This window comes from Bradyrhizobium ivorense (assembly GCF_900696085.1).
In the GTDB taxonomy this organism is placed as follows: Bacteria; Pseudomonadota; Alphaproteobacteria; order Rhizobiales; family Xanthobacteraceae; genus Bradyrhizobium; species Bradyrhizobium ivorense.
In genome coordinates this window covers 594,792-620,501 of sequence record NZ_CAADFC020000004.1, presented here as the reverse complement: position 1 = coordinate 620,501, position 25,710 = coordinate 594,792, and the positions used below count along the sequence as shown (strand labels likewise).

The 25,710-nt window shown below is 66.0% G+C and carries 17 protein-coding genes; 3 read left to right on the top strand and 14 right to left on the bottom strand.

Annotation, left to right across the window (positions count from 1 at the left end; genetic code table 11):
• Positions 1-2: 2 nt before the first annotated feature.
• From hpnE to CI41S_RS03700, 4 genes are all read right to left on the bottom strand, one after another.
• Entirely contained in the window at positions 3-1,259 is a 1,257-nt protein-coding gene (gene hpnE, locus CI41S_RS03715; RefSeq protein ID WP_139857477.1) for a hydroxysqualene dehydroxylase HpnE, read from the bottom strand.
• Entirely contained in the window at positions 1,259-2,098 is an 840-nt protein-coding gene (hpnD, locus tag CI41S_RS03710) for a presqualene diphosphate synthase HpnD (protein WP_139857476.1), read from the bottom strand. Before hpnD ends, hpnE begins: the two co-directional genes overlap by 1 nt.
• Positions 2,095-2,973 carry a squalene synthase HpnC gene (gene hpnC / locus CI41S_RS03705; protein WP_139857475.1) on the bottom strand — a complete coding sequence of 293 codons (879 nt, stop codon included), beginning with the start codon at positions 2,971-2,973 and terminating at the stop codon, positions 2,095-2,097. Before hpnC ends, hpnD begins: the two co-directional genes overlap by 4 nt.
• 193 nt (positions 2,974-3,166) lie before the next feature.
• Positions 3,167-3,403 (bottom strand): hypothetical protein, encoded by a 237-nt coding sequence (locus tag CI41S_RS03700; RefSeq protein WP_139481969.1) that lies wholly within the window; start codon positions 3,401-3,403, stop codon positions 3,167-3,169.
• A gap of 406 nt (positions 3,404-3,809) precedes the next feature.
• On the opposite strand from CI41S_RS03700, the gene CI41S_RS03695 reads away from it, so the two are divergent.
• Positions 3,810-4,313, top strand: a complete 504-nt coding sequence (locus CI41S_RS03695; RefSeq protein ID WP_139481970.1) for a hypothetical protein — start codon at positions 3,810-3,812, stop codon at positions 4,311-4,313.
• A gap of 134 nt (positions 4,314-4,447) precedes the next feature.
• Here CI41S_RS03695 and CI41S_RS03690 read toward each other — a convergent pair whose 3' ends face one another.
• The 4 genes from CI41S_RS03690 to CI41S_RS03675 all read right to left on the bottom strand — a co-directional run bounded on the left by CI41S_RS03690 (position 4,448) and on the right by CI41S_RS03675 (position 10,930).
• Positions 4,448-6,832: an efflux RND transporter permease subunit gene (locus CI41S_RS03690; protein WP_139481971.1), complete on the bottom strand. Its 2,385-nt coding sequence runs from the start codon at positions 6,830-6,832 to the stop codon at positions 4,448-4,450.
• A 196-nt stretch (positions 6,833-7,028) separates the two neighbouring features.
• Positions 7,029-7,823, bottom strand: coding sequence for an ethanolamine ammonia-lyase subunit EutC (gene eutC, locus CI41S_RS03685; protein ID WP_139857474.1), 795 nt, complete (start codon positions 7,821-7,823; stop codon positions 7,029-7,031).
• Positions 7,824-7,827: 4 nt separating this feature from the next.
• Positions 7,828-9,414, bottom strand: a complete 1,587-nt coding sequence (locus CI41S_RS03680) for a B12-binding domain-containing radical SAM protein (protein WP_139857473.1) — start codon at positions 9,412-9,414, stop codon at positions 7,828-7,830.
• A 133-nt stretch (positions 9,415-9,547) separates the two neighbouring features.
• On the bottom strand, positions 9,548-10,930 hold the full coding sequence (locus CI41S_RS03675) for an ethanolamine ammonia-lyase subunit EutB (RefSeq protein WP_139857472.1): 1,383 nt from the start codon (positions 10,928-10,930) through the stop codon (positions 9,548-9,550).
• Between the two features lie 348 nt (positions 10,931-11,278).
• Here CI41S_RS03675 and CI41S_RS03670 point away from each other — a divergent pair, with 348 nt between their 5' ends.
• Together CI41S_RS03670 and CI41S_RS03665 are read left to right on the top strand one after the other, a co-directional pair.
• Positions 11,279-12,985, top strand: a complete 1,707-nt coding sequence (locus CI41S_RS03670) for a methyl-accepting chemotaxis protein (protein ID WP_139857471.1) — start codon at positions 11,279-11,281, stop codon at positions 12,983-12,985.
• A 559-nt stretch (positions 12,986-13,544) separates the two neighbouring features.
• Positions 13,545-15,044 (top strand): sensor domain-containing diguanylate cyclase, encoded by a 1,500-nt coding sequence (locus tag CI41S_RS03665; protein ID WP_139857470.1) that lies wholly within the window; start codon positions 13,545-13,547, stop codon positions 15,042-15,044.
• Between the two features lie 20 nt (positions 15,045-15,064).
• Here the strand turns inward: CI41S_RS03665 and CI41S_RS03660 are convergent, their stop codons facing one another.
• The 6 genes from CI41S_RS03660 to CI41S_RS03635 all read right to left on the bottom strand — a co-directional run bounded on the left by CI41S_RS03660 (position 15,065) and on the right by CI41S_RS03635 (position 25,700).
• Positions 15,065-15,943, bottom strand: a complete 879-nt coding sequence (locus tag CI41S_RS03660; protein WP_139481977.1) for a transglutaminase family protein — start codon at positions 15,941-15,943, stop codon at positions 15,065-15,067.
• Positions 15,940-18,483, bottom strand: a complete 2,544-nt coding sequence (locus tag CI41S_RS03655; RefSeq protein ID WP_139857469.1) for a circularly permuted type 2 ATP-grasp protein — start codon at positions 18,481-18,483, stop codon at positions 15,940-15,942. The genes CI41S_RS03660 and CI41S_RS03655 overlap by 4 nt, the downstream gene beginning before the upstream one ends.
• 117 nt (positions 18,484-18,600) lie before the next feature.
• Positions 18,601-21,867 carry a transglutaminase family protein gene (locus CI41S_RS03650; RefSeq protein WP_139857468.1) on the bottom strand — a complete coding sequence of 1,089 codons (3,267 nt, stop codon included), beginning with the start codon at positions 21,865-21,867 and terminating at the stop codon, positions 18,601-18,603.
• A gap of 202 nt (positions 21,868-22,069) precedes the next feature.
• Positions 22,070-23,593 carry a UxaA family hydrolase gene (locus CI41S_RS03645; RefSeq protein WP_139857467.1) on the bottom strand — a complete coding sequence of 508 codons (1,524 nt, stop codon included), beginning with the start codon at positions 23,591-23,593 and terminating at the stop codon, positions 22,070-22,072.
• A 193-nt stretch (positions 23,594-23,786) separates the two neighbouring features.
• Entirely contained in the window at positions 23,787-24,563 is a 777-nt protein-coding gene (locus tag CI41S_RS03640; protein WP_139481981.1) for an HpcH/HpaI aldolase family protein, read from the bottom strand.
• Positions 24,564-24,614: 51 nt separating this feature from the next.
• Positions 24,615-25,700: a malate/lactate/ureidoglycolate dehydrogenase gene (locus tag CI41S_RS03635; RefSeq protein ID WP_139857466.1), complete on the bottom strand. Its 1,086-nt coding sequence runs from the start codon at positions 25,698-25,700 to the stop codon at positions 24,615-24,617.
• Positions 25,701-25,710 lie beyond the last annotated feature (10 nt).

Here is a 25,710-nt window from a genome sequence, read left to right as displayed (position 1 = left end):
GGTCAAATTGAGCGTCTGGCGAGAACCAGATCGGCGGCGCGATCACCCGACCGCACCGACCCCTCGATGGTTGCCGGCAACCCGGTAGCAGTCCAATCGCCGGCAAGAAACAGGTTTTTTTGCCCGGTTGCGGCGCCCGGACGCAGGGCATTCTGCTCCGGCGTTGCCTCAAATGTGGCACGGCGTTCCCGCACGATCTGCCAGGGCGGTAACTCGCCTGATACCCCCGAGGCCTTGCAGACATCGCGCCAGATCGCCTGCGCGAGCTCCTCGCGCGGCATGTCGACCAGGCGGTCGCCATTGCTGATCGTCACCGACAGCCGCTGCGGGAACGCAAACAGCCATTCCACGAGGCCGCCGACGACGCCGAGGATCGGCGCGGCGTCGCGCGGCGGATCGACGCGGAAATGCGCGTTGACGATGGCGCGGAACTTGGTCGGCGTCTTCAGGCCCGGCAGCAGGGCGCTGGCCGCGCGCGGCGGCACCGCGAGCACAACTGCATCGCCCTCCGCCAGCGCGATCTTGTCGCCATTGCCGAAGTCGAGCTCGCTGACGCGATCGCCCGACATCGTGAAGGCGCGCAGCTCATGGCTGAAGCGGACGCTGTGGCCGCGATCCTGCAACAGTTTTATCGCCGGCTCGATCAGCACCGAGCTCAGGCCGTCGCGCGCGATCAGCGGACGGCAGGCCTGCCCGCCCGCCAGCAGCGTCTCGCGCACGATGGCGCCGGCAAGCCCGGCCGAGCCCTCCGGCGGATCGACGTTGAGCGCGGCGAGCAGCAGCGGCTGCACCAGGCGGTCATACAGCGTGCCCTTGCAGGGAATGGTGTTGCCGACCAGCGCCTCGGTGCCGGCCCAGGCCAGCGGCGCCAGTGCGAGATAGTCGCGCAGGCCGGTGTCGGGGACGCGGCGCGCCTCGTCGAACACCCAGAGCGGCAGACGGGAATCGCCGAGGTCGAGCTGCCAGCGCTGGCCCGTCGAGAAATCGACGAACGGAAACTGCGCGCGCGCAGGTCCGACCAGGCCGGCTTCGGTGCCGATCGCGCGCGCATAGTCGCGCGCGTGGCGGTTGCCCGACAGCAAGAGATGGTTGCCGTTGTCGATGGTCAGGTTGGTGGCGGCATCGAAATAGGAGCGGCAGCGGCCGCCGGCCTGCTGCGTCGCCTCGTGGACGGCTACCTTGTAGCCGGCATTGACGAGCCGCACGGCGGCGGAGAGGCCGGAAATACCGGCACCGATGATATGAGCGGTGTTTTGCATCAGATGATCGCGTAACGAAGAAGAATGCCGATCTTGGCCGCCTTCGACACCCGCACCGGCGCACGCGGCGCGGCAAAGCCGCGCGCGATCAACAGGTCGAGAATCGCGCGGTAGTATTTCCCCATGATCCGCGGCGCGCGCACCGCACGGCGCGAATTGCGCTTCATGATCTCGTCGGCCTTCTGGAAATGCATCTTGGCGCGTTCGGCGAGCGGCGCGCACACTTTCGGCAGCGCGCGGTCGGCGACGACGCGGGCCGGATCGTTGTTGGTGATGCCGGCGTGCCAGAGCCATTCGCGCGGCAGATAGAGACGGCCGAGGCCGGCATCCTCGTCGATGTCGCGCAGGATGTTGGTGAGCTGCAGCGCGCGGCCGAGGTGATAGGCGAGCTGCACGCCGTCCTCCTCGGGCAGGCCGAACACACGCACCGACAGGCGGCCGACGGCGCTGGCGACGCGATCGCAATAGAGGTCGAGGGTGGCGAGGTCGGGCGCGCGGATGTCCTGTGGGACGTCCATCTCCATGCCGTCGACGATGGCGAGGAAATCCTCACGCTTCAGGCCGAAGGTCTTCACCGAGGCGGCGGTGTCCTTCAGCCGCGCCGGCGGATTGCCCTGATAGAGTGCGTCGATGTCGTCGCGCCATTGCTGCAGCGCGGCCAGGCGCTCCGGCCGCGGGCCGTTCGAATCGGCAATGTCGTCGACCTGCCGGCAGAAGCTGTAGATCTGGAACATCGCCTCGCGCTGCGCGCGCGGCAAAATCCGCATCGCGGCGTAGAACGAGCTGCCCGACGCGGTGCTGCCGTAGTCTCCTGCGTTGGCCGCCGCCTCGACGCTCATGCGCCGGCCGCCGTCTTGGAGACCGGACGCCGTCCGGTGGCGCGTCGCGCGGTCTCGCCAGCGACACCGCCGAGGCTCTGCAGCAGCAGCTCGACCGGGCTCAGATGCACGCGCTCGCTAAGCGGATCGCGCACCTTCAGCAGGTTGACGATCTTGTCGGCGAACGCCTGGATCACCGAGATCTCGAGGCCGAGCCTGAAATCCTTCACCTCGGCGGCGAGCGACTTGCTTTGCTCGAGCAGCGCCTCGGTGCGCACCGCGAGCGCCTGCAGGCACTTCAGCAGCGCCGGCGGCGACTTCGCCCCGCCGAGCATCTCGACGTCGGCGCCGGCGGCGGCCAGCGCATCGCGCGGCAGGTAGACGCGGTTGAGGTTGCGGTAATCCTTGCCGCAGTCCTGCAAATGATTGTTGATCTGCAGGCCGGCACACAGCGCATCCGATGCAGCCCAGGTCGAGGTATCCTCGCCGTGCACGTCGAGCATGAAGCGCCCGACCGGCATCGCCGAGTACCGGCAATAGTCGATCACGTCATCCCAGTTCTCATAGCGCAGCTTGGTGACGTCGAGGCGGAACGCCACCAGCACGTCGAGCGCGTGCCGCGGCGGCATGCCGCGCTCGGCGAGGGCGCGGCGCAACGTGACGGCTTCCTGCTGGGTGTCGCCATTGCCGAGCAGCTCGGCCTCCATGAGGTCGAGATAGCGCAGCTTCTCCTCGGGCGGCAGCGTGGCGTGATCGGCGATGTCGTCGGCGGTGCGGACGAAATTGTAGAAGGCCAGGATCAGGGCACGATGCCGCGGATGAATGATCCACGACGCGACCGGGAAATTCTCGTCGCGGTGGGTCTTTCCGGATCGCAGGTCGCTCGCGGTGGTCATCGGGAATTTGGGCTACACTGGTCATGGCACGGCGCAGGCGCGGTGGCCCGGCGCGTGCGGGGATTGCGAGCCCCATATAGGGGAATACGCCGCCAAAACCAATGCTATCTGTGACCGCCAGCATACGCGACCGTGGCCGGCAGCGGTGCCGGCCACGGTCTGTTCGGCGGTCTCTTGAGGCCTGAAGGCGGCCTTACTGGCCGTGGGTCTTCAGCACCTGGTCGCAGGCGGCGCTGATCTTGGACCGGTTCTGCTGCAGGCAGGCGAGAATGGTGAAGTCGCCCTGATCGATCACGGAGCGGCAGTGACGCTGCACGTCGCGCGTGCACGCCTTCTGCTCTTCGGCCGTGCCGCGCTGCTGTTGCTGAGCGAAGGCGCCAGAGGAGAGCGGGACCGACAACAGGGCAAGTGCCAGGACAAATCTACGCATCGTATTCCTTCATTTCCGACAACACTAAACCTGACCCCGAAACGCGCTTCGGCATGACCGGGACGGATTTATGGGGATTGCAGACGCCGCGTAACGCAGCAACGGACGAACGACAAGCACTGTTAAATGCGGCTAAATTTGCGGCGCTGTAAACCCCTGCATAAGCCGTTGATTTCAAAGGTCGATTTATGTCATCACTTTGCCGCGTTTGACGATTGCAGAGGAGCCTTGCGCAAAGCTAGATGCAATCGTGGCGCGGATTTTTTGATTCCGTTCGGTGACGGAACTGGGTGGCGGGATGGCGGTTCTGTCGATTGAACCTAACATACTGCAGTGACACTAAACCTTCGATGCGGCGAGACGCTTTCTTGCGATAGGGGCGTTGATTTTGATGGGAATATTCACAATGAAACTGTTTGGTTCCAGCCTTTATGGCCAGGCCCTGAAGGCTGCCGGCGTCGGCGCCGCGCTCCTGCTGTCGGTCTCCGCAGGCCACGCCCAATCCGGCGGTCCGTTTGCCGGCTTTGCCGGCTCATGGAGCGGCACCGGCACGGTCTCGTTGTCCAACGGCACCACCGAACGCATTCGTTGCAAGGCGGATTACAAGGTCGCCCCGTCGGGCATGGCCCTGAAGCAGACCCTGCATTGCGCCAGCGACAGCTACAAGTTCGACCTCTCCAGCGACGTCACCAGCCAGGGCGATCGCATCTCCGGCAACTGGAGCGAGGCGAGCCGCAACATCTTCGGCAATCTGCAGGGCACCGCGGGCGGCGGGCGGATTGACGTGTTCGTCGAGGCGGCCGGCTTCGCCGCCAACCTCAACCTGCAGACCAACGGCTCCAAGCAGGTCGTGCAGATCGACTCCAAGGGCGAGATCCGCGGCGTCACCATCACGATGACGAAGAGCTGACGCTCTCCGCGATCTTCTGCTCCAGGCAAAAAGGCCCGGCTCCGAGATCATCGGAGCCGGGCCTTTTGTTATAGCTAGTTTGAGCATGATCCTTCGGAAAACCGCTTCACGCTTTTCCGGATCACGCTCGTGCATCAGGCCTTTTCGATCGGCGCCGGCTGACCGGCCTTGCCGCGCAGCTTTTGCGACAGGTTGATCAGGAACATCGAGGTCGGCCGCAGGATGAAGAGGTCGGCGACCAGCGCCGCGACCATCGAGAACGCGCTGAGCCAGCCGAACAGCCGCAGCGACGGCAGGTCGGAGAACACGGTAACGACGAGGCCGCAGGCCAGCACCACCGTGGTCAGGATCAGCGCCGGCCCGACCAGCACGGTGGCGCGCTCCACCGCAAGTTCGGACGTCACCCCGGGCTTGGTCTCGAGCCGCAGGCGGTTGAGGAAGTGGATGGTCGCGCTCAGGCCGAGACCGAACGAGACCGTCAGCGCCACGACGCTGGCGAATTGCAGCCCCTCCCCGAGCAGCCACAGCACGGTGCCCGACAGCACCACCGGGAAGATGCCGGGCAGGATGCAGGAAAACAGCACCACGACCGAGCGGAAGGCGAGCCCGATGAAGATCGCGACCAGCAGAAACTCGATGGTGAGGCCGTGGTTCAGCTTCTCGATCATGTTGGCGCTGTTGCGCGCGGCAATCACCGACAGGCCGGTGACCGCGATCTCGTAACCGGGATGCTCGGCGCGCACCTTGTCCAGCGAGTGATCAAGCTTGTTCACCACGGGAAGCAACTGGCTCGAGTCCACGTCCGGGACGCGGCCCGACACCACGACCGCGTCCTGATTCTTGTCGATGAACCGGCGCACCAGGTGTTCCGGGATCAGGTCGACATATTCCTTCAGCGTCGCGACGTCGTTGCTGCCGGCCTTTTCGGCGAGCCAGCGCCGCAAGGTTTCCAGCGACCAGACATTGCCGACGCCGGCCGTGTCCTCGACCATCGCATGGACTTGCGCGATCGTCTTCAGGGTCTCCGGCGAATACAGCGATTGGCCCTTGGGGAATTCGATCAGCACATCGACCGGATTGGCGCCGGTCAACTTGGCGTCGAGACGGCTCGACGCCTCGACCGCCTGGCGCTTGTCCGGCACCTGATCGGCGAGCCGGTAACGCGGCTCGAGGCTGCCATAGATGACCCCAAGCCCGCCGACCACGATCACCGCGAGCAGGCTGAACAGCCCGGGACGGCTCACCATGCGCACCGCGATCCAGTAGCAGAAATTGCGCAGCGCCTGCACGCCGGCGTCCGCGCTCTGGAACTTGACCGCAAAGATCCGCTCGTTGCGCACGAACAGGATGCCGAACACCGGCACCAGCGAGAGCACGGCGATCAGCGCGATGATGGTCGCCGCGAGGCCCGCCTCGCCGAACTTGCGGATCAGGTCGGAATCCGAGAACTGCAGCGCGATGAACGAAATGCCCGCGGTGCCGTGGGTCAGCACGCAGGCAGGTCCCACCACCAGCACCGCATTCTTGAACGCGGTGAACTTGTCCTGGCCCGCGATCAGGCGGTCGCGCGCCGCAAAGGTCAGCTGCATCGAGTCGGAGAAGCTGATCACCATGATGAGCGGCGTCATCACGTTGAGGAACATGTTGAGATTGAAATTGGCCCAGCCAAGGCCGCCGAGCGCGAGCAGGATCGCGATCATCGGCGGGAACGCCGCCGCCACCATGAAGGAAATCTTGCGGAAGAAGATGATGGCGATGATGCAGCCGGCGAGGATGCCGAGGATGTTGTAGGTCAGGCCGTCGCGCTCGACTGCGTTGCGGATCTCGAGCTGCATGACCGGCACGCCGGAGAGCTGGGCGTTGAGCCCGCTGCCCGACAGATCGTCGGCCATGATCTTCCTGATGTCGCCGACCACCTTGCCGAGCTTGTTGCTGCCGACCACCTCGGGATCGAGCGACAGCACGATCAGCGCCAGCGTGCCGTCCTCCGACAGCAGCTTGCCGCGGATGATCTCGTTGCTTTTGACGGTCTCGACGAACTTGTCGTAGGCCGCGCCTTCCGGAAGCTCGTTCGGGAATAGCGCCGCCGGCAGCCTTCCCTTCTCCGGTGCCTGGCGTGCCGAGAACAGCGACACCAGACCGCGCACGCCGTCGACCAGCTGCAGGTCGGTGACCATGTCGCGCAGCTTCTGGAGATTGTCGCGCGCCAGCAGCGTCTTGCCTTCGACCACGACGAGGACGTCGAACTCGGTCGCCGGGAAGCGCTTGGTCACCGCCTCATATTGCTTGTAGTCCTTGGAATCGGAACGGAACAGCTGGGACAGCGAGTCGTCGATCTTGATCCGCTGCACGCCGAACACGGCGCCGATCATCAAGAGAACGAGGACAATGCAGGACAGGATTGGTGCCCGCATCGGGATAAGGCCGAGCCGCTCGATGCCGAATGCGATGCTCGGACCCGATCGCGGCTCCTCGACCTTCTCGACGTGGACCTGACTTTCGGAATTCTTTTCGAGCATGCCCTGTCCAGTTCTGAAGTCGGCTCAATCTGTTTCGCTGGGTCCTGCGGCGCGAATGCGGCTCACGAGCGCGGCTGATCGGCGCTAGTCCTTGAAAACACGCGAATATTGACCGGCGCCGGTTTTACAGGTCCGTCCCCCTGCTCGCAAGCGCGGGAGCCTGCCCAAATGGGTACAAAACTGCCGAAAAGCGGCGTCAAGTAGCTGATTTGCCACAGCCGGGTAACGCATTCTGGGACCATCCACCGCCGCTCTCGTCTTTCAGTGCGACACCCGTGATCTGGCGTGCCAGACCCTCGCGCACAAGCCAGGCGATCCTGAATGCGGCCTCGGCATAGCTCAGCCCGGCACGGTGGATGTTGGAGACGCAGTTGCGTTCAGCGTCGGTGCGGCCGATCCGCGGCGAAAAGGTCAGATAGGCGCCGAGGCTGTCGGGCGCCGACAGGCCCGGCCGTTCGCCGATCAGCATCACCAGCATGCGCGCGCCGATGATGGCCCCGATCTCGTCCCCGAGCGCAACGCGCGCCCCGGAGGCGATCAGCACCGCGCCCGGCTCGGCCTTGTCGGCGGCGAGCAGCGGCAGCAGATCGCGGAGCAATTCGACGGCATGGACGTTGACTGCGGTCGGCGACAGCCCGTCCCCGATCACGATGGCGCAGCGGCACGAGGTGATGCCGCTGGCCTCGAGCGATCGTCGCGATGCGGGATCGAGCATGCGCCCGAGATCGGGACGGCGCAGATAGTCGCGCCGGATCTGCGCCTGGCTCGACACCTCGCGCGGCGCAAGGCCAAGGCCGGCGAGACCGGCCGCGATGGCAGCGGCATCGAACGCCGCATGGACCGCGTCGCGGGCGCGGGCATGGTCGAGCGTGAAGGCGAGCAGCGCCTCGGTCGGCAGGCTGACGCCGGCGCGGCCGAGGCCGACGCGCGCCGACGTCAGCCCGCGCAGATCGGTGAGCGAATCGGACGATGGGGCCGGCGGTATCGTCATGCGGCTATTCGGCAGGGACGGAGGCCTCGCGCAACCGGAGCGAGTAGTTCGATGCGTTCTGCCGGCCGCTGGAGGCCGCGCGCGCGAACGTGATCAGGTGATGCGCGACCAGCGTCGCCCCGATCAGGCCCTCGATGTCGCCGCGCTTGATCCGCCCCAGCGCGAACTTCCAGAACACCCGCCGGTAGTCGCCGAGCACGCCGACCTTCCAGAAGATGTTGCGCAGCATGATCAGGCCGCGCCGGATGTTGGCCCAGGTCTTCATCTCCGGGCTGACCGGCACCTGGAGGCGGTTGGCGTAGGTGTAGTCGCACTGATGCTGGTAGCGCGCGAACAGCTTTGCCGGCTCGTAGGCGATCTCCATGCATTTGCGCCACGAGCTGACCACCTCGTCATACGGCAGCAGGAACTGGACGTTGGAATCGCGGCTGTCGTCGTCGATCAGCCGGCCGGCCTTCTCGAGGCGATCCCACAGCGGCGTCTTCGGCAAGGCCTGCAGTAGGTTGATGGTGAGCAGCGGTATCCGGGACTCGTCGACAAAGGAGAGCAGCGCATCGCCTGTCTCGGGCTTGTCGGTATCGAGCCCCATGATGATGCCGGAGACGACTTCCATGCCGTAGGAATTGATGGTGCGCACGCCCTCCAGGATCGGGACCATCATGTTCTGGTCCTTGTGCATCGCCTTCAGCGCGTCGGGATCGGGCGTCTCGATGCCGACGAAGATGGTGACGAAGCGGGCTTCGCGCATCTTCTCCAAAATCTCGGGCCGCTTGGCGATGTTGAGCGTGGCTTCGCAGGCCAGCCGGGTGACATAGCCGGTCTTCTTCTGCCACTCGATCAGATGCGGCAGCAGATCGACCGCGGCCTTGCGGTTGCCGATGAAATTGTCGTCGACGAAATAGACCGTATCGGTCATGCCGCATGCCCGCAGCTTGTCGAGCTCGGCAATGATCTGCTGCGGCGACTTCAGCCGCGGGTTGCGGCCGTAGAGGCCGGGGATATCGCAGAACTCGCACTGATACGGGCAGCCGGAGGAGAACTGGATGCTGCCGAGAAAGTACCTCTTTGTCTCGGCGAGCTCGTAGGCCGGCAGCGGAAACTCGGTCATCGGCAGGCGGTCGACGGTCGTCAGCACCACCTGCGCGTCCGGCCGCGTGGTGTCCTCGGCGAGCCGCGCGATCAGCGCATTGGTGGCATCGCCGAGCTCGCCGACATGGAGGTAATCGAATGCGGGATAGTAGTCCGGGCAGGCGCTAACCGACGGGCCACCGATCGCCACCGGCAAATCATAGTCGTGCGCGCGATGGCAGATGTCGTTCATCTGCTGGCGCTGGATGTGCATGCCGCTGACGAACACCGCATCCGCCCACTCGAAATCCTCCTGCGTCGCCGGACGCAAATTCTCGTCGACGAAGCGGACCGGCCAGTTCTCGGGCAGATAGGCCGCGATCAGCAACAGCCCCTGCGGCGGCATGAATGCCCTGACGCCGTCCGTGAGCGGATAGGAATGTTCGAAGGTCCCAAAGGACGACGTGTAGCGCGGAAAGACGCAGAGGATACGCCGCACCGTCTCCATGCGTTCAGCTCTCATCAATCCGCCCTCAACCGAAGCACCACAAATCTAACCATGGCTGCGAACGCTGGGCCAGAAATTCTTCAACATTGTGGCACCTTTAACGTCACAAGGCTGAGATGGTTGCTCCATGCGGGAGTTCAATCTCACCTCAGGTCAGGAGCTTTGCTGCGAATTCGGGCAGCCGCCCTGCATCGGCGACGGGACGAAGGTCCGGCCCAGCGAGACCGGCACGGACCAGCCAGTCGTCGAATTCGGGCGCCCGCTTCAGGCCGAACAGATCGCGGACATAGAGCGCATCGTGAAACGATGTCGACTGATAGTTCAGCATAACGTCATCGGCGCCCGGTACGCCCATGATGAAGTTGACGCCAGCAGCCGCGAGCAAGGTCAGGAGATTGTCCATGTCGTCCTGGTCGGCCTCGGCGTGATTGGTGTAGCAGATATCGATGCCGATCGGCAGGCCGAGCAGCTTGCCGCAGAAATGATCCTCGAGCCCGGCGCGGATGATTTCCTTGCCGTCGTAGAGGTATTCGGGCCCGATGAAGCCGACCACGCTGTTGACGAGCAGCGGATCGAAGGCGCGCGCCACCGCGTAGGCCCGCGCCTCGCAGGTCTGCTGGTCGACCTGGTGGTGGGCGTTGGCCGAGAGCGCCGAGCCCTGGCCGGTCTCGAAATACATCACATTGTCGCCGACGCTGCCGCGGCGCAGCGACAGCCCCGCTTCGCGCGCTTCCCGCAGCAACGAGAGGTCGACGCCAAAGCTGCGGTTGGCCGCCTCGGTGCCGGCGATCGACTGGAACACGAGATCGACCGGCAGCCCCTGCCCGATCAGGCCGAGCGTGGTCGTGACATGGGTGAGCACGCAGGCCTGGGTCGGGATCTGCAGCCGCGTGATGATGTCGTCGAGCAGCTTCAGCAGGGTCGCGATCACGTTAGGATCGTCGCTCGCCGGATTGATGCCGATGCAGGCATCGCCCGATCCGAGCAGCAGGCCGTCGAGGATCGAGGCGGTGATGCCCCTCGCATCGTCGAAGGGATGGTTGGGCTGCAGCCGCGTGCTCATCCGACCGTGCAGCCCGATGGTGTTGCGGAAGCTGGTCGTCACCTCGCACTTTTTCGCGACCAGGATCAGATCCTGGTTGCGCATCAACTTCGAGACCGCCGCCACCATCTCGGGCGTAACGCCGCGCGAGATCCGTTTCAGAACATCGCCGGTGGCGGCATCCGACAGCAGCCAGTCGCGGAAACCGCCGACGGTGAGCGACGACACCGGGACGAAGCCCGCCACATCGTGGCTGTCGAGGATCAGGCGGGTGACCTCGTCATCCTCATAGGGGATCACCGGCTCATCGAGGAACTGCTTGAGGGGGATGTCGGCAAGCGCGCGCCGCGCGGCGACCATTTCCGCAGCGCTGTCGGCGGCGATGCCGGCCAGCCGGTCGCCGGAGCGCGGCGTCGAGGCCTTGGCGAGCAGGTCGCGCAGGCCATCGAAGGCGTAGTTGGTGGTGTCGACGGTGTGGCGGTAGAGCATGGCGAGTTCGGACCCTGGGCAGGTCGGCGTAACCTAACACCGCATTGCGAATGCCGTTCCATGTTGGATGCCGCCGCGCGATGACGACATTTGGTGAGGCCGGCGGGACGCGAAAAGGGGCTGCGGCGGGGCGCCGGAGGTTAGCTCGTGGGCGACAGCAAGGCAGGTAAACGGCTGTTATTACTCGGAAAAGTTTCGAAAATCGTAACCATGCCGAGCTCGCGCGTTAAGGAAATGTCCATGAAGATTTTCCATAAATCGTAGCGGCCGAAGGTACTCCCCGGCCTTTTTGGAGTGCCCTCAATGCCTGCCCCCTATTCATCCCCTGCCTCATTTTTCCGGTCCTCGATGGCGTCCCGATTCTCGCTCACAGCGAAGCTGTACTCGACGTTTGCCCTGATCGCACTGCTGACCGCGGCGATCACCGTCCTGTCCGAATACTACGCGCGGCGCAACACCGAGCTGACCGAGGCCGTCGACCTCGCGAGCCGGGCCGCCCTCAATGTCGAGCGGATCAACTCGCTGGTCTATGCTGTCGTCACGGAGTCCCGCGGCATCTACATGTCGACCGAACAGGCGGCCGTGAAGAAGTATGGCGAAGGCCTGCTGAGGTTCAACGACCGCATCCTCGCGGTGGTCAAAAACTGGGAAGCGCTTGTCCAGGCTGACGATGCCGAACAGTTCGCGGCGTTCAAGAAGCGTGTCGAGCAGTTCGTCGAATTCCGCGCCGAACTGGTGCGCCGCGGCGTCGAGATCGGCGCCGCCGCCGGGCGCGAATGGGGCGACAACGACGCCAACCGCGACGTGCGCACCGCGCTGAACAAGGATCTCGAGGCGCTGTCGAAGGTCTATGCCGAGCGCAGCAAGAAGCTGGCGCGGCAGACCGACCTCAACCGCAACATGGCCCTGGTGCTGACCGGGCTCGGCGCCGCGGCGCTGATCGCGGTCCTGCTCGGCGTGCTGATCATCGCCCGCTCGGTGGCGCGTCCGCTGTCGCAGATCACCACGACCATCAAGCGCGTTGCCGAGGGTGCCGATCATGTCGAGGTGCCGCATACCGGCCGCAGCGACGAGATCGGCGCACTGGCGCGCGCCATCAAGGTGTTCCAGGAGGCGATGGACCGCAACCGCAGCCTCAACGCCCAGGTGGTGCGGGACTCCGCGGCGCGCGACGCCCGCAGCCGGCACATCGAGACCTCCGTCGAGACCTTCCGCGGCACGATCGGCTCGGTGCTTCGCGCGGTGCAGGACAATGCGACCACGATGCGCGAGACCGCGCGGACCATTGCCAGCGTCGCGGCCAATGCCAGCGGCCGTGCCGTGGCGGCGGCGAGCGCGACCGAACAGGCGTCCAGCAACGTCTCGGCGGTGGCAAGCGCGGCCGAAGAACTTTCCGCCTCTGTCGAGGAGATCGGCCGGCAGGTCAAGCAGTCGTCTGGCGCGGTCGAGCAGGCCGGTGCGCGCACCGACCGGTCGATCAGCGAGATCGAGGGGCTTGCCGCCACCACCCAGCGCATCGACGGCGTGCTGAGCCTGATCCAGGCGATCGCCGAGCAGACCAATCTGCTCGCGCTCAACGCCACCATCGAGGCAGCCCGCGCCGGCGAGGCCGGCCGCGGCTTTGCCGTGGTCGCGCATGAGGTCAAGGCGCTGGCCGGGCAGACCGCCAAGGCGACCGCCGAGATCGGCGAGAATGTCGGCCTGATCCAGGCATCGAGCCGCAATTCGGTTGCCGCCGTGCGCGACATCGGCCAGGCGGTGCGCGAGATCAGCAGCGTGACGACGAACATCGCCAGCGCGATCGGCCAGCAGGACGCGGCGACGCGCGAAATCTCTGCCAACGCGCAGATGGCCGCGCAGGGCAACGAAACCCTGGTGGTCAATATCGGCTCGCTGCGCGACGACATCGGCCAGACCAGCCATGCCGCCGAGTCGGTGCTATCAGCCTCGAGCGACCTGACCGCGACCGCCGAAACGCTGTCGCGCGAGGTCGAGCAGTTCTTCCGCAACCTGCGCGCCGACGCCGCCGAGGAGCCGCGGCGGACCGGGACGTAGGTCCGGCCGCTATGTCGTCCTGGCGAAAGCCCCTTCACACCGTCATCCTGAGAGGGTGTGAAGCTTTGTCCTCACCCACCGCTGTCATCGCCCGGCTCGACCGGGCGATCCAGTACGCCGCGGCCTCTCGCTTCTATCACCGGCGTCTCTGGAATACTGGATCACCCGGTCAAGCCGGGTGATGACACCGAGCAAGTTGAGCAAACCAACACTGTCATCCTGAGGAGCGGCCACTTGGCCGCGTCTCGAAGGATGCACGGCCCGGCTGGTGGCCGATTCATCCTTCGAGGCTCGCCGAAGAGGCTCGCACCTCAGGATGACGGGGTGAAAGTGTGAGTCCGCGATCTCGCGACATGAATTGCCCGAGCTTTGCCATTCGTTTTCCGCCCTCTCTCGAAACAGAGGCGCAGGGAAACCGGCGCTCCAGCCCCCCGCCGTGGTTAATCCTGCGTAAAGCCGCTCGAATAAATTGCGTCCGGTTCGCGCCGGGTTTCTCAATCCGATACCCCTATCAAATTCCCTGAAGCACGGGGGTGCTGGGAACTTCGGGATGCGAGCAATGCACGGGCTCATGCCACGACGGACGGCGGTACCGGCCAAACGGCTGCTCGCCCTGGGCATCGGCCTGGTGCTCTGCTTTTGCGCCGTCTGCGCCGCCATCCTCAGGGAGATGGCGCAGAAGGACTACCAGCACGCCAGGGAAGCATCCACCAACCTCGTCGCCAGCATCGCAAGCGAGATCGACCGCAACATCGAGCTCTACGATCTCTCGCTGCAGGCCGTCGCCGACGGCGTGAAACTGCCGGAAATCAACAGCATCAGCCCGGAGCTTCGGCAGGTCGTGCTGTTCGACCGCGCCGCCACGGCAAAGGATCTCGGTTCGATTCTCGTGCTGAACCCGGCCGGCGACGTCATGCTCGATTCCACGACGGCGGTGCCGCGGCAGGCCAATTTCGCCAAGCATGATTTCTTCCGGGTCCACACGCGCGCGACCATGGGATTGTACATCAGCCCGCCCTGGGTCACGCCGGAGGGGGAGTATCTGATCAGCCTGAGCCGGCGCATCACCAACAGCGACGGCTCGTTCGCCGGCGTGGTCGCCGGCAGCATGCGGCTCAGCTACTTCCACAATCTGTTCCGCAAGCTGAACTTCGGTCCCAGCGACAGCATGGCGCTGTTCAACACCGACGGCGCGATGCTGATGCGGGCACCGTTCGACATCACCAAGATCGGACAAAGCATCAAGGAATCGCAGGCCTTGAAGCAGTTTCCGGCACGACGATCCGGCTCCTATGTGACGAAATCGGTGGTCGATCATGTCAGCCGGCTCTACGTTTTCCAGCAGGTCGGAAATCATCCGCTGCTCATCGCCGAGGGCCTCGCGATCGACGGCATCTATGCCGACTGGTGGCAACAGTTCTGGCTGATCGGCACCCTGGTGGCGGCACTCGGCGGCTTCTCGATCGTGCTGATGTTCTATTTGCTGGCAGCCGTCAAACGGCGGGCCGCGGCCGAGGACCGGCTCGCGCACCTCGCCAGCACCGATGCACTGACCGGCCTCGCCAACCGCCGCCGTCTCGACGATACGCTGGACGCCGAATGGCGCCGCGGCATGCGTGCTAAGTCGCCGGTCTCGCTGCTGATGATCGATGTCGATCATTTCAAGATTTTCAACGACACCTACGGGCACCAGGCCGGCGACGCGGTGCTTGCCACCGTGGGGCGGTGCATCGCAACCAGCACCAAGCGCGTCACCGACCTCGGCGCGCGCTATGGCGGCGAGGAGTTTTCCGTGCTGCTGCCGGGCATCGGCAAGGCGGGCGCGCTGGAGGTGGCGGAACAGATTCGCACCAGGCTGACGGCCGAGCGCGGATCCGATCCGCAGCTGCCGACCATCAGCGTCGGATTGGCCTGCCTCGTTCCGGACGACGAGCGCACGTCGCGCGATCTGATCAAGGCCGCGGACCTCGCCCTCTATGAAGCCAAGCGCGAGGGCCGCGACCGTGTCGTGGTCGGTCCGATCGGGTGGGACAAATCGGGCAAACGCCGCGTGGCCTGATCGCGGCGCCCATCTCCCCGTCACTCCACCAGCAGCACGTCGACCGCGACGTTGAGCTTTTGCTTGCGGGCGCCGACGATGACGCCGTCGACCGGCGAGACGTCGGCGAAGTCGCGGCCGATGGCGAGCACGACGTGGTCGCCTCCAACCATCAAATCATTGGTGGGATCGAAGCCAATCCAGCCGAGCTCGCTGCCGCACCAGACCGACACCCAGGCATGGGTCGCATCCGCGCCCTGCAGCCGCGGCTGGCCCGGCGGCGGGACGGTGCGCAGGTAGCCGCTGACATAGGCCGCGGGCAGGCCGAGGCCGCGGAGGCCTGCGATCATCACATGGGCGAAATCCTGGCAGACGCCGCGGCGCTTCTCGAACACGTCGCGCAGCGGCGTCGAGATCACGGTCGCCTTCGGATCGTATTTGAACTCGCTGCGGATGCGGCGCATCAGATCGGCGGCACCGGCGAGAATGCCGCGATCCGGCGGAAAGCTGGCAAAAGCATACTCCGTCACCGGCCGCAGCACCGGCACCAGCGCGCTGGCAAAGACGTAACCAACCGGCGACGCCGCTTTCAGGCTCGACGCCGCGAAGGCGGCCTCGCGCACCCGCTCCCAGGGCGGGCTTGCGGCATCGCGCGCCGGCGCCAGCCGCTCGACCGACACGCGCGAGCGGGAATCGATGCGCAGACTGCGGTGCGCGGTCTCGATCAGGACGCTTTCGGTCAGCGTCCCGAAGAAGTCGCGCCGCACGGTGCGCTCGGCAGGCCTCGGGCGGATGTCGACACTGTGGGAGATCAGCCGCTGGCCGTCACCGCTCATCGGCTCCAGCCGCAGCGAGCAGCGCGCGAAACTGACAGGGGTCTCGTAGCTGTAGGTCGTGACGTGACGGACGTCGTAGATCACGCCAGCCCCGTGAGCTTCTCCGGCCGGCTGGCATTCGGACCATGCGGGAAATAATGCAGACCGATCGCATCGGCGAGCTGGAGCAGATCCTGCTCCAGGGCAAACAGCGTCCCGACATCGAGGCTGGCGGCTTCAGCCGTCGTCAACATCGCCTCGACGGCAACGGCGAGACGCTGTGGCCGTTCGATCAGGCCGTGCTCCTTCAGGCTCGGCAGCGCGGCGATGTGCTCGTTGAGGCCGGCGACCTGGAATGCGACCGAGCGCGGATTGTAGGGATCGAGTACCGCGAGGTCGCGGACCGGTGAGAGCAGCGGCTGCAGCAGATAGCGCGAGCGGTAGGTGATCTGGCAGTCGACCAGCGTGAGCAGGACGTCGAGATCCTCGTCGCCGGCCTCGTCATAGGCGAACTGGCGGGCAAAGCGCGTGGTGTTGACGGCGCGCTCGGCGCGGCGGCCCATGTCGAGGAAGCGCCAGCCGGCGGCGCGGTTCATGTTCTCCTGCGCGAGCCCGGCAAAGCTCGCCAGCTCCTGCAGGGTGAGCTCGGCGGCGCTGACCACGCCGTCGTCGTCATACACTTCGATCGCGAGCCGGTCGGCCATCTCGGTGATGACCTGCCAGGCGTCCGGCGACAGTCGCTCGCGCAGGCCGGTCGCGGTGCGCTGCGCCGATCGCACCAGCGACAGCGCCGAGCCGAACTTTTCCTCGCTCTGCAGCGCTTCGAGCGCGACCTTCGCGGGGTTGGCGCGCGCGGACTGCGAGCTCGCGCCCCAGGCCACCAGCATGCGCTGGATGCGCTCGGCCGAATGCAGCGTCGGTGCGCTGCCGCTGGAATTCGCCCGCGCCGGATCGCGCAACGGCGTACACAGCGCGCGGATCAGCCGGATCGTCGCCTCGGCGCGCTCCAGATAGCGGCCGAGCCAGAACAGATTGTCGGCGGCACGGCTCGGCAGCACGCCGGCGATGCGGCGGATCCGCACCGTGTCGACCGCCGGCAGCAAGGTCGAGGTGGCGACCGCCTTGTCGGAAACCACCCAGACATCGGCGGACACGGCGCCATCGCCCATCGACACCGCGCGGGCATCCGCCCGTTCGGCGATCCGGCAGAAGCCACCGGGCAGCACGGTCCAGCCATTCGGCGTCGCCGCGGCGAACACCCGCAGCACAAAGGGGCGCGGCGCGATCCGGCCATTCTCCCAGACCGGCGTCGTGGACAGCCGCACCAGCTCCTGGCCGACATAATCGATGCCGCGCTCGCTGATCGCGTGCTTCAGCCGGTCGCGATCCGGCGCCGACAACTCACCTGGCAGCACCGGGCCGTTGCTGGAAAAATCCGGAGTGCCGCGGCCATAGGCGCCTTCGATCGCGAACTCGTCGAGCCGCGACAGCACCTCCTCGCGCGCCCGCGGCTGGCCGCACCACCAGGTCGCGATGTGCGGCACCATCAGGTTCTCGCCGAGCAGGCGGCGGCAGAGATTGGGCAGGAAGCCGAGCAGCGCCTTGGCCTCCAGCACGCCCGAGCCCGGCATGTTGGCGACCACGACGCCGCCCTTGCGTAGCACCTCGACGAGGCCGGGCACGCCGAGATAGGACGAAGCGTCGAGCTCGAGCGGGTCGAGCATGTTGGAATCGACGCGGCGCAGCAGCACGTCGAGCCGCTTCAGCCCGGCAACGGTGCGGATGTGGACGCGGTCGCCGGAGACCGCGAGATCGTCGCCCTCGACCAGCAGGAAGCCGAGATAGCGCGCCAGCGTGGCGTGCTCGAAATAGGTCTCGCTGAATGCGCCGGGCGTCAGCAGGCCGATCCGCGGCTCATCGCGGTCGGCGCTGGCGCGCAGCGAATCGCGGAACGCTTCGAAGAACGGCGCGACGCGCTCGACATTCATCGACTTGTAGAGATTGGAGAAGGCGCGCGACAGCACCAGGCGGTTCTCCAGCGCATAGCCCGCGCCCGAGGGCGCCTGAGTGCGGTCGCCGAGCACCCACCAGCGGCCGTCGGGCCCGCGGCCGATGTCGGCCGCATAGAGGTGCAAATAGCGGCCGCCGGGCGGCTTGATGCCGCTGACCGCGCGCAGATACTCGCTGCTCCCGGCGATCGCCGCGGCAGGAATCGCGCCATCGGCGACGAGACGGCCCTCCCCGTAGAGATCGGCCAGCACCATTTCGAGGAGCTGCGCACGCTGCGCGATGCCGGCCGCGAGTTGCCGCCAGTCGGCGGCATCGATGATCAGCGGCAGATGGCTGAGCGGCCAGATCCGGTCGGCGGTGTCGCCGGGCGCACGATAGGTGACGCCGGCCTCGTGCAGATGACGATCCGCCGAGGCGAACCGGCGCTCGATGTCGCCGGGCGACAGCGCGGCGAAGGCGTCAAAGAATCGGGTCCAGGCCGGCCGCGGCGCACCGTCCTGGGCGATATATTCGTCGGGAATGCCCGGCAGCCGGACATAGTCGCGCGTCCACTGCGCCATCCGGCGCCGACCGGGACGGGCCCTGCTCTCCTGACTGCCGCCTTGGCCGTCTCCCTGGCCACCCGATCCGGTCATTGCCTCTCCCTTCGAGCATGATCCGGACAAGCGCGGCGCGGCCTTCCGGAACGATCATGCTCAAACCAAGCCCTGAGGCACGATGATTCAACTCCGGCCTCATCGCGCTGTGGCCAATTACTGCAGGAGTGGGGACCGCAAGTCGAGGGTCAACGGAAACTCAATTGTGCGTTCCTCCGGCGGAATCTCGATCGTACCCGGGGTGTGGCCGTGGTCCTGGAAGCGCGCCAGCCGCCGCGCCTCGGCCTCATAGGAATTGACCGGCTTGGTCTCGTAGTTGCGGCCGCCGGGATGGGCGACATGATAGACGCAGCCGCCGAGCGAGCGGCCGTTCCAGGTGTCGATCAGATCGAACGTCAGCGGTGCATGCACCGGGATGGTCGGATGCAGGCCTGAGGGCAGCTGCCAGGCCTTGAAGCGGACGCCGGCGACCGCCTCACCTGCGCGTCCGGTCGCGGTCATCGGCATCCGCCTGCCGTTGCAGGCGATGACGTGGCGGCCCTCCACGAAGCCGGTCGCCTTGACCTGCACCCGCTCGACCGAGGAATCGACATGGCGCACGGTGCCGCCCGAGGCGCCCTCCTCGCCCAGCACATGCCAGGGCTCCAGCGCCTGCCGCAGTTCGAGGCCGACGCCGCCGTGATGGACGCGGCCGAAGGCGGGGAAGCGGAGTTCGAACTGGGCCTCGAACCATTCGGCCTCGACGGCGTAGCCGGACTGCTTGAGCTCGGCCAGCACACCCAAAAAATCCTCCCGCAGGAAATGCGGCAGCATGAAGCGGTCATGCAGCGCGGTGCCCCAGCGCACGAACCTGCCCTGCTGCGGCTCGCGCCACAGTTTGGCGATCAGCGCACGGATCAGAAGCTGCTGCGCCAGCGACATGCGCGGATCGGGCGGCATCTCGAACGCGCGGAATTCGACGAGGCCGAGCCGGCCGGTCGGGCCATCGGGCGAATAGAGCTTGTCGATGCAGATCTCGGCACGATGGGTGTTGCCGGTGATGTCGACCAGGATATGCCGGAACAGGCGGTCGACCAGCCACAGCGGCGCGTCCGTCCCCGGCGGCGGAGTCTGCGCCAGCGCGATTTCCAGTTCATAGAGCCCGTCATGCCGCGCCTCGTCGATGCGCGGCGCCTGGCTGGTCGGGCCGATGAACATGCCGGAGAACAGATAGGACAGCGACGGATGCCGCTGCCAATACAGCACGAGGCTCTTCAGCAAATCGGGCCGGCGCAGGAATGGCGAATCCTGCGGTGTCGCGCCGCCAACCACGACGTGATTGCCGCCGCCGGTGCCGGTGTGACGGCCGTCGATCAGGAAGCGGCTGGCGCCGAGCCTCATCTTCGCGGCATCCTCATAGACGCCGAGGGTAATGTCGACGGCCTCGCGCCAGTCTTGCGCGGGCTGCACGTTGACCTCGATCACGCCGGGGTCGGGCGTCACCTTGATCACCTCGATGCGCGGATCGAACGGCGGCGGATACCCTTCGACATGCACCTGCAGCTGCAACTCCTCGGCGGTCGCCTCGATGGCGGCGACCAGATCGAGATAGTCCTCGACCTTCTCGACCGGCGGCACGAAGGCGCACAGCACGCCGTCGCGAAGCTCGATCGACATCGCGGTGCGCACCGGCAGCGGTTCGGGAATCTCCTTCAGCGCCTGCAGCAGCTCCGCATCGATCTCGGCCAGCGCGTCGCGCGGCGCCATCGGATCGGGCTCGACGATGTAGGGATAATCGTCGGGCGGAACGTATTCGAGCGAGGAGATCGGCAGCCGCAGGCCGAGCGGGGAATCGCCGGGAAACAGGAACAGATGGCTGCGCCGGATTTTCCAGTGCTCGCTGCGCCAGCGCGCCGGCACCCGATCGCCGAGCGGGCTCCAGCGCTGGATCGGCAGCACAAAACCCTTCGGCTCCGTAAAGCCCTCGTCGAACACCCGCGCGAGGCGCGCGCGTTCTTCCGGATCGCCGAGCCTCGAATTGGCGGGGCTGACATTGGCGGGCAGGCCCGCCTCGCGCTGCAGCCAGAACGCCGGGTCTTCGTAAGCGGGCGCGACATAGTCAGTGCTCAGGCCGAGCCTGCGCGCGACGCTCTCGGCAAAACGCCTGGCTTCGCCGATGTCGGCCTTCGAGGGATTGTCGATCGGCGCGATCAGCTCGGCATTGTTCCAGATCGGCTTGCCGTCCTTGCGCCAATAGAGACCGAACGCCCAGCGGGGCAGGCTTTCGCCCGGATACCATTTGCCCTGGCCGTAATGCAGCAGGCCGCCCGGCGCGAAGCGGGCGCGGAGCTTGCGGATCAATGCGTCGGCGAGCGCACGCTTGGTCGGCCCCAGCGCGGCGATGTTCCACTCGGCCGCCTCCGGATCGTCGATCGCAACGAAAGTCGGCTCGCCGCCCATGGTCAGCCGCACGTCGTGCGTCTTCAGGTCGGCATCGACCTGCTCGCCGAGCCGGTCGAGACGCGCCCAGGATTCATCGGAGAACGGTTTTGTGATCCGCGGCACCTCGCGGATCCTTCTGACGTTCATCTCGAAGCTGAAATCGACGTTGGCGATGCCAGCGGTGCCGGTCACCGGCGCGGCCGAGCGGTAGTGCGGCGTGGCGCAGACCGGGATGTGGCCTTCGCCCGTCAGCATGCCGGAGGTGACGTCGAAGCCGATCCAGCCCGCGCCCGGCAGATACACCTCGGCCCAGGCGTGCAGATCGGTGAAATCGGTCTCGACCTCGCGCGGGCCCTCGGCCGGATCGAGGTCGGGCCGCAACTGGATCAGGTAGCCGGAGACGAAGCGTGCGGCGAGCCCGAGGTGGCGCAGCGCCTGGATCAATAGCCAGGCGGAGTCGCGGCATGAGCCCGCCCCCGCGGCAAGCGTCTGTTCCGGCGTCTGCACGCCGGACTCCATGCGGACGACGTAGCTGATCCTCTTCTGCAGCTGCGCGTTCAGCTCGACCAGGAAATTGACGGTCGAGTCGGCCGCGCGCGGAATCCCTTCCAGATAAGCGGCAAGCAGCGGACCGGGCGCTTCGGTCTCCAGATAGGGCGCGAGCTCGGTCTTGAGGTCGCCGGCGTAGTCGAACGGAAAGCTGTAGGCGTAGGGCTCGACGAAAAAGTCGAACGGATTGATCACGGTCATCTCGGCGGTGAAGTCGACCTCGATCCTGAGCTCGGTCGCCTTCTCCGGAAAGACGTAGCGCGCGAGCCAGTTGCCCTGCGGGTCCTGCTGCCAGTTCACGAAGTGATTGGCGGGGGTGACCTTGAGCGAATAGCTCAGGATCGGCGTTCGCGTGTGCGGCGCGGGCCGCAGGCGAATGGTCTGGGGCCCCAGATCGATCGGCCGGTCATATTTGTAGTGCGTGACGTGATGCAGCGCGACGAAGATCGACACGGACCGAGGGCTCCAGCAGCTTTTTTGAGCAGAACACTGCGGCCGGTCGACATCAAGCACTAACAACGGGCATGGGGTGCCCAACGGACGGGCGAATGGCCCCTGCCCCGTAGCCCGGATGGAGCGAAGCGCAATCCGGGTTCTTTATCCGCGGTGAGAATCCCAGATTTCGCTGCGCTCCATCGGGGCTACGGGACCTCAGCTACATCGTCGCGCCGAGCACCCAAGGCGCGAACTCGGCGCCGCCGAAATCAAAGCTTTCGCTCTTGGTCGGCTGGCCGGAGGCGGTCTTGAGGATCAGGTCGAAGATGCGCTGGCCGCATTGCTGCACGCTCTCCTCGCCGTCGAGGATGGTGCCGCAGTTGACGTCCATGTCGTCTTCCATCCGCTTGTACATCGGGGTGTTGGTGGCGAGCTTGATCGAGGGCGCGGGCTTGCAGCCGAACACGCTGCCGCGGCCGGTGGTGAAGCAGACGAGGTTGGCGCCGCCGGCGACCTGTCCGGTCGCCGCGACCGGGTCGTAGCCCGGCGTGTCCATGAACACGAAGCCTTTCTTGGTCACGGGCTCGGCATAGTGCAGCACGTCGACGAGGTTGGTGCTGCCCGCCTTGGCCATCGCGCCCAGCGACTTCTCGAGGATCGTGGTGAGGCCGCCGGCCTTGTTGCCGGGGCTCGGATTGGCGTTCATCTCGGCGCCTTCGCGCTGGGTGTATTCCTCCCACCAGCGCATCAGGCCGACCAGTTTTTCGCCGACCTCGCGGCTGACCGCGCGCCGGGTCAGAAGATGCTCGGCGCCGTAAGTCTCTGGCGTCTCCGACAGGATCACGGTGCCGCCATGGCGCACCAGCAAATCGCTCGCTGCGCCGAGCGCGGGATTGGCCGAGACGCCGGAATAGCCGTCGGAGCCGCCGCATTGCAGGGCGACGGTGAGCTCGCTCGCCGGCACCGCCTCGCGCTTGACCTTGTTGGCGTCGGCGAGCGCTTCCTTGACGAAGGCAACGCCGGCTTCCACCGTCTTGCGCGTGCCGCCGACCTCCTGAATGTCCATCGCCCGCAGACGGCCGGCGAGTTTCTGCTCCTGCATCAACCCGCCGATCTGGTTCACCTCGCAGCCGAGGCCGAGCACGATGACATTGGAGAAGTTGACATGCCGCGCGTAACCGCCGAGCGTGCGGCGAAGCAGCGCCAAGGGCTCGTCCTGGGTCATGCCGCAGCCGGTCTTGTGGGTCAGCGCGACGACGCCGTCGACATTGGGGAAGCCGGCCAGCGGGTTCTCGCCGGTGAACGGGTTCTTCTTGAAGACGTCGGCGACGAGGCCGGCGACATGGGCGCTGCAATTCACCGAGGTGAGGATGCCGATATAGTTGCGCGTCGCGACGCGGCCGTCGGGACGGCGGATGCCGTCGAAGGTCGCCGGCAGGTCGAAGTTCGGCACCGGCTTGACGTCGACGCCATAGGCGTAGTCCTTGGCAAAATCGCCCATGCCGCAGTTTTGCGTATGCACGTGCTGGCCGGGCGCGATCGCGGTGGTGGCGAAGCCGATGATCTGGCCGTAACGCCTGATCGGCTCGCCTTGCGCGATCGGCTTGATCGCGACCTTGTGGCCGGCCGGAATCCGATCGGCCGTGATGACGCCGTCAGCCACCTCCAGCCCCGGCGGCAGGCTCGCGCGCGCAATCAGGACGCTGTCGTCAGGATGCAGGCGGATCACTTGCGTCGGGGCCATGGTGGAATCTCCTTCGGAGTTTCTTTCACCTCTCCCCGCCCTTTGCGGGGAGAGGTCGGATCGCGACAGCGATCCGGGTGAGCGGCGAAGCACAATGCGAGCTACAATCATGGTGCTCGCCGGATAGATGCCCCTCACCCCCACCCTCTCCCCGCAAGAGCGGGGCGAGGGAGAGGATAGAGTTACGTCTTGATTACGCCTTGCCGCCGGACTTCTCGCGGGTCGCGTTGACCTGCATCTTCGCGTAGGTCTGCATCAGGCCGACCTCGTTCGACAGCGTGACCAGCTTGAAGCCCATGTTGATCGCGCGCACCGCGCCGTCGGCGCCGGAGCAGTGGATGCCCGGATTGAGGCCGCGCTTGCCGCACTCCTTGATGATCTTCTCGTAGATCTTCAAAATCTCCGGCTCGTCGCGATCGAGCTTCGGCACCAGGCCGTAGGAGAAGCCGAGATCGGACGGACCGATATAGACGCCGTCGATGCCTTCGACATCGAGGATCGCTTCCATGTTCTCGACCGCGGTCTTGGTCTCCATCATCGGCAGCAGCACGATCTCGTCATTGGCGGTCTGCTGATAGGTGCCGGCCGAGCCATACATACCGGCGCGGATCGGGCCGTTGGAGCGCACGCCCTTCGGCGGATATTTTGCGTAGGAGACGAGGTTCTTGGCTTCCTGCGGCGTGTTGACCATCGGGCAGATCACGCCATAGGCGCCGCCGTCGAGCACCTTGCCGATGATGCCGGGCTCGTTCCAGGGCACGCGGACCATCGGCGTCACCGGATGGGCATGCATCGACTGGAAGCACTGCACCATCGAGAGATAATCCTGCACGCCATGCTGCATGTCGACGGTGACGCTGTCGAAGCCGCATTGCGCGATCACTTCGGCGGAAAACCCGGAGGGGATCGCGAGCCACGCGTTCACCACTGCCTTGCCCGATGCCCAGACCTGCTTGACCTTGTTTGCCATTGATCGCGTTCCCTTTTGCGTTCCGCTTTGAGTTTTCTTGGAGGGCGAGCCCTAGCTGGTCGCCCGCTGGATGGAGGCTTCACTGACGCCGACTTCGCGCGCGGTGTTCACTATCGCCGCCCAGGTGTCGTCAGGCAAGGGGATGCCATTCTTGGTCCGGTCGGCGCGGGTCTTGCGTTCCGGATCGCCCGGTATCAACACGGATTCGGTGCCCGCGATCGGCTTGGTGGCGCGGATGAAGTCGCTGTAGCGGGTGATCTCGCCGTCGAAGAAATTGCTGGTGTCGATCACCTTGGGGTCGATGTAGAACGCCATCATGCCGTTGGCGAAACGCCGGTCCGACGAGGTCGCGCCGGTGCCGGTCAGCGCGCCGCCGAGCAGCTCGCAGATGAACGCAAGGCCCGAGCCCTTGTGATCGCCGAAAGCGCGGATCGCGCCGGTTCCCTTGGTGTGGTCGCGCGGTCCGTCGGGCGTGTAGGCGCCATACAGCACATGCGGATCATCGCTCAGCGTGCCATCGGCATCGACCAGCGCGCCCGGCGGCAGCTTCTTGCCGCCGCGGCTTGCAACCAGGCACTTGCCCTCGGCAACGACGGAGGTGGCGAAATCGAGCACGATCGGGTCCTGGCCCTGGCGCGGAATGCCGACGCAATACGGCGCGGTCGACAGCCGCTTCTCGACGCCGCCATAGGGCGCGACCAGCAGCGAGCCTGCCGCCGTGACGAAGTGAATCGAGACGAGCCCTTCGGCAGCCGCCATTTCCGCCCAGTCGCCGACGCGGCCGAGATGACCGGAGTTGCGCAGCGCAACCGCAGCAAGCCCGGCCTTCTTGCATTTCTCGATGCCGAGCTTGACCGCGATCGGCGTGACGGTCTGGCCATAGCCGAACTTGCCGTCGACCACCGCGAGCGATGGCGTGTCGACCACGACCTCGGGGGTCTGGTTCGGCACGATCGAGCCCATCTTCTTCCACCTGACATAAACAGGCACGCGGATCACGCCGTGGCTGTCATGCCCGGTGAGGTTCGCAGTCGTCAGATAGGTCGCGATGCGCCTGGCTTCTTCGGGCGAGGACTCCGAATGGGAAAACACTTCGGCGACGAAATTGATGAGGTTCTCGACCTTGATGGTGACCATGAAGAAAAGG

What these genes read in the sequence shown, in the direction of transcription:
- hpnE (WP_139857477.1), bottom strand. Translation starts at nt 1,259, where the DNA reads ATGCAAAACACCGCTCATATCATCGGTGCCGGTATTTCCGGCCTCTCC.
- hpnD (WP_139857476.1), bottom strand. Translation starts at nt 2,098, where the DNA reads ATGAGCGTCGAGGCGGCGGCCAACGCAGGAGACTACGGCAGCACCGCG.
- hpnC (WP_139857475.1), bottom strand. Translation starts at nt 2,973, where the DNA reads ATGACCACCGCGAGCGACCTGCGATCCGGAAAGACCCACCGCGACGAG.
- CI41S_RS03700 (WP_139481969.1), bottom strand. Translation starts at nt 3,403, where the DNA reads ATGCGTAGATTTGTCCTGGCACTTGCCCTGTTGTCGGTCCCGCTCTCC.
- CI41S_RS03695 (WP_139481970.1), top strand. Translation starts at nt 3,810, where the DNA reads ATGAAACTGTTTGGTTCCAGCCTTTATGGCCAGGCCCTGAAGGCTGCC.
- CI41S_RS03690 (WP_139481971.1), bottom strand. Translation starts at nt 6,832, where the DNA reads ATGCTCGAAAAGAATTCCGAAAGTCAGGTCCACGTCGAGAAGGTCGAG.
- eutC (WP_139857474.1), bottom strand. Translation starts at nt 7,823, where the DNA reads ATGACGATACCGCCGGCCCCATCGTCCGATTCGCTCACCGATCTGCGC.
- CI41S_RS03680 (WP_139857473.1), bottom strand. Translation starts at nt 9,414, where the DNA reads ATGAGAGCTGAACGCATGGAGACGGTGCGGCGTATCCTCTGCGTCTTT.
- CI41S_RS03675 (WP_139857472.1), bottom strand. Translation starts at nt 10,930, where the DNA reads ATGCTCTACCGCCACACCGTCGACACCACCAACTACGCCTTCGATGGC.
- CI41S_RS03670 (WP_139857471.1), top strand. Translation starts at nt 11,279, where the DNA reads ATGGCGTCCCGATTCTCGCTCACAGCGAAGCTGTACTCGACGTTTGCC.
- CI41S_RS03665 (WP_139857470.1), top strand. Translation starts at nt 13,545, where the DNA reads ATGCACGGGCTCATGCCACGACGGACGGCGGTACCGGCCAAACGGCTG.
- CI41S_RS03655 (WP_139857469.1), bottom strand. Translation starts at nt 18,483, where the DNA reads ATGACCGGATCGGGTGGCCAGGGAGACGGCCAAGGCGGCAGTCAGGAG.
- CI41S_RS03645 (WP_139857467.1), bottom strand. Translation starts at nt 23,593, where the DNA reads ATGGCCCCGACGCAAGTGATCCGCCTGCATCCTGACGACAGCGTCCTG.
- CI41S_RS03640 (WP_139481981.1), bottom strand. Translation starts at nt 24,563, where the DNA reads ATGGCAAACAAGGTCAAGCAGGTCTGGGCATCGGGCAAGGCAGTGGTG.
- CI41S_RS03635 (WP_139857466.1), bottom strand. Translation starts at nt 25,700, where the DNA reads ATGGTCACCATCAAGGTCGAGAACCTCATCAATTTCGTCGCCGAAGTG.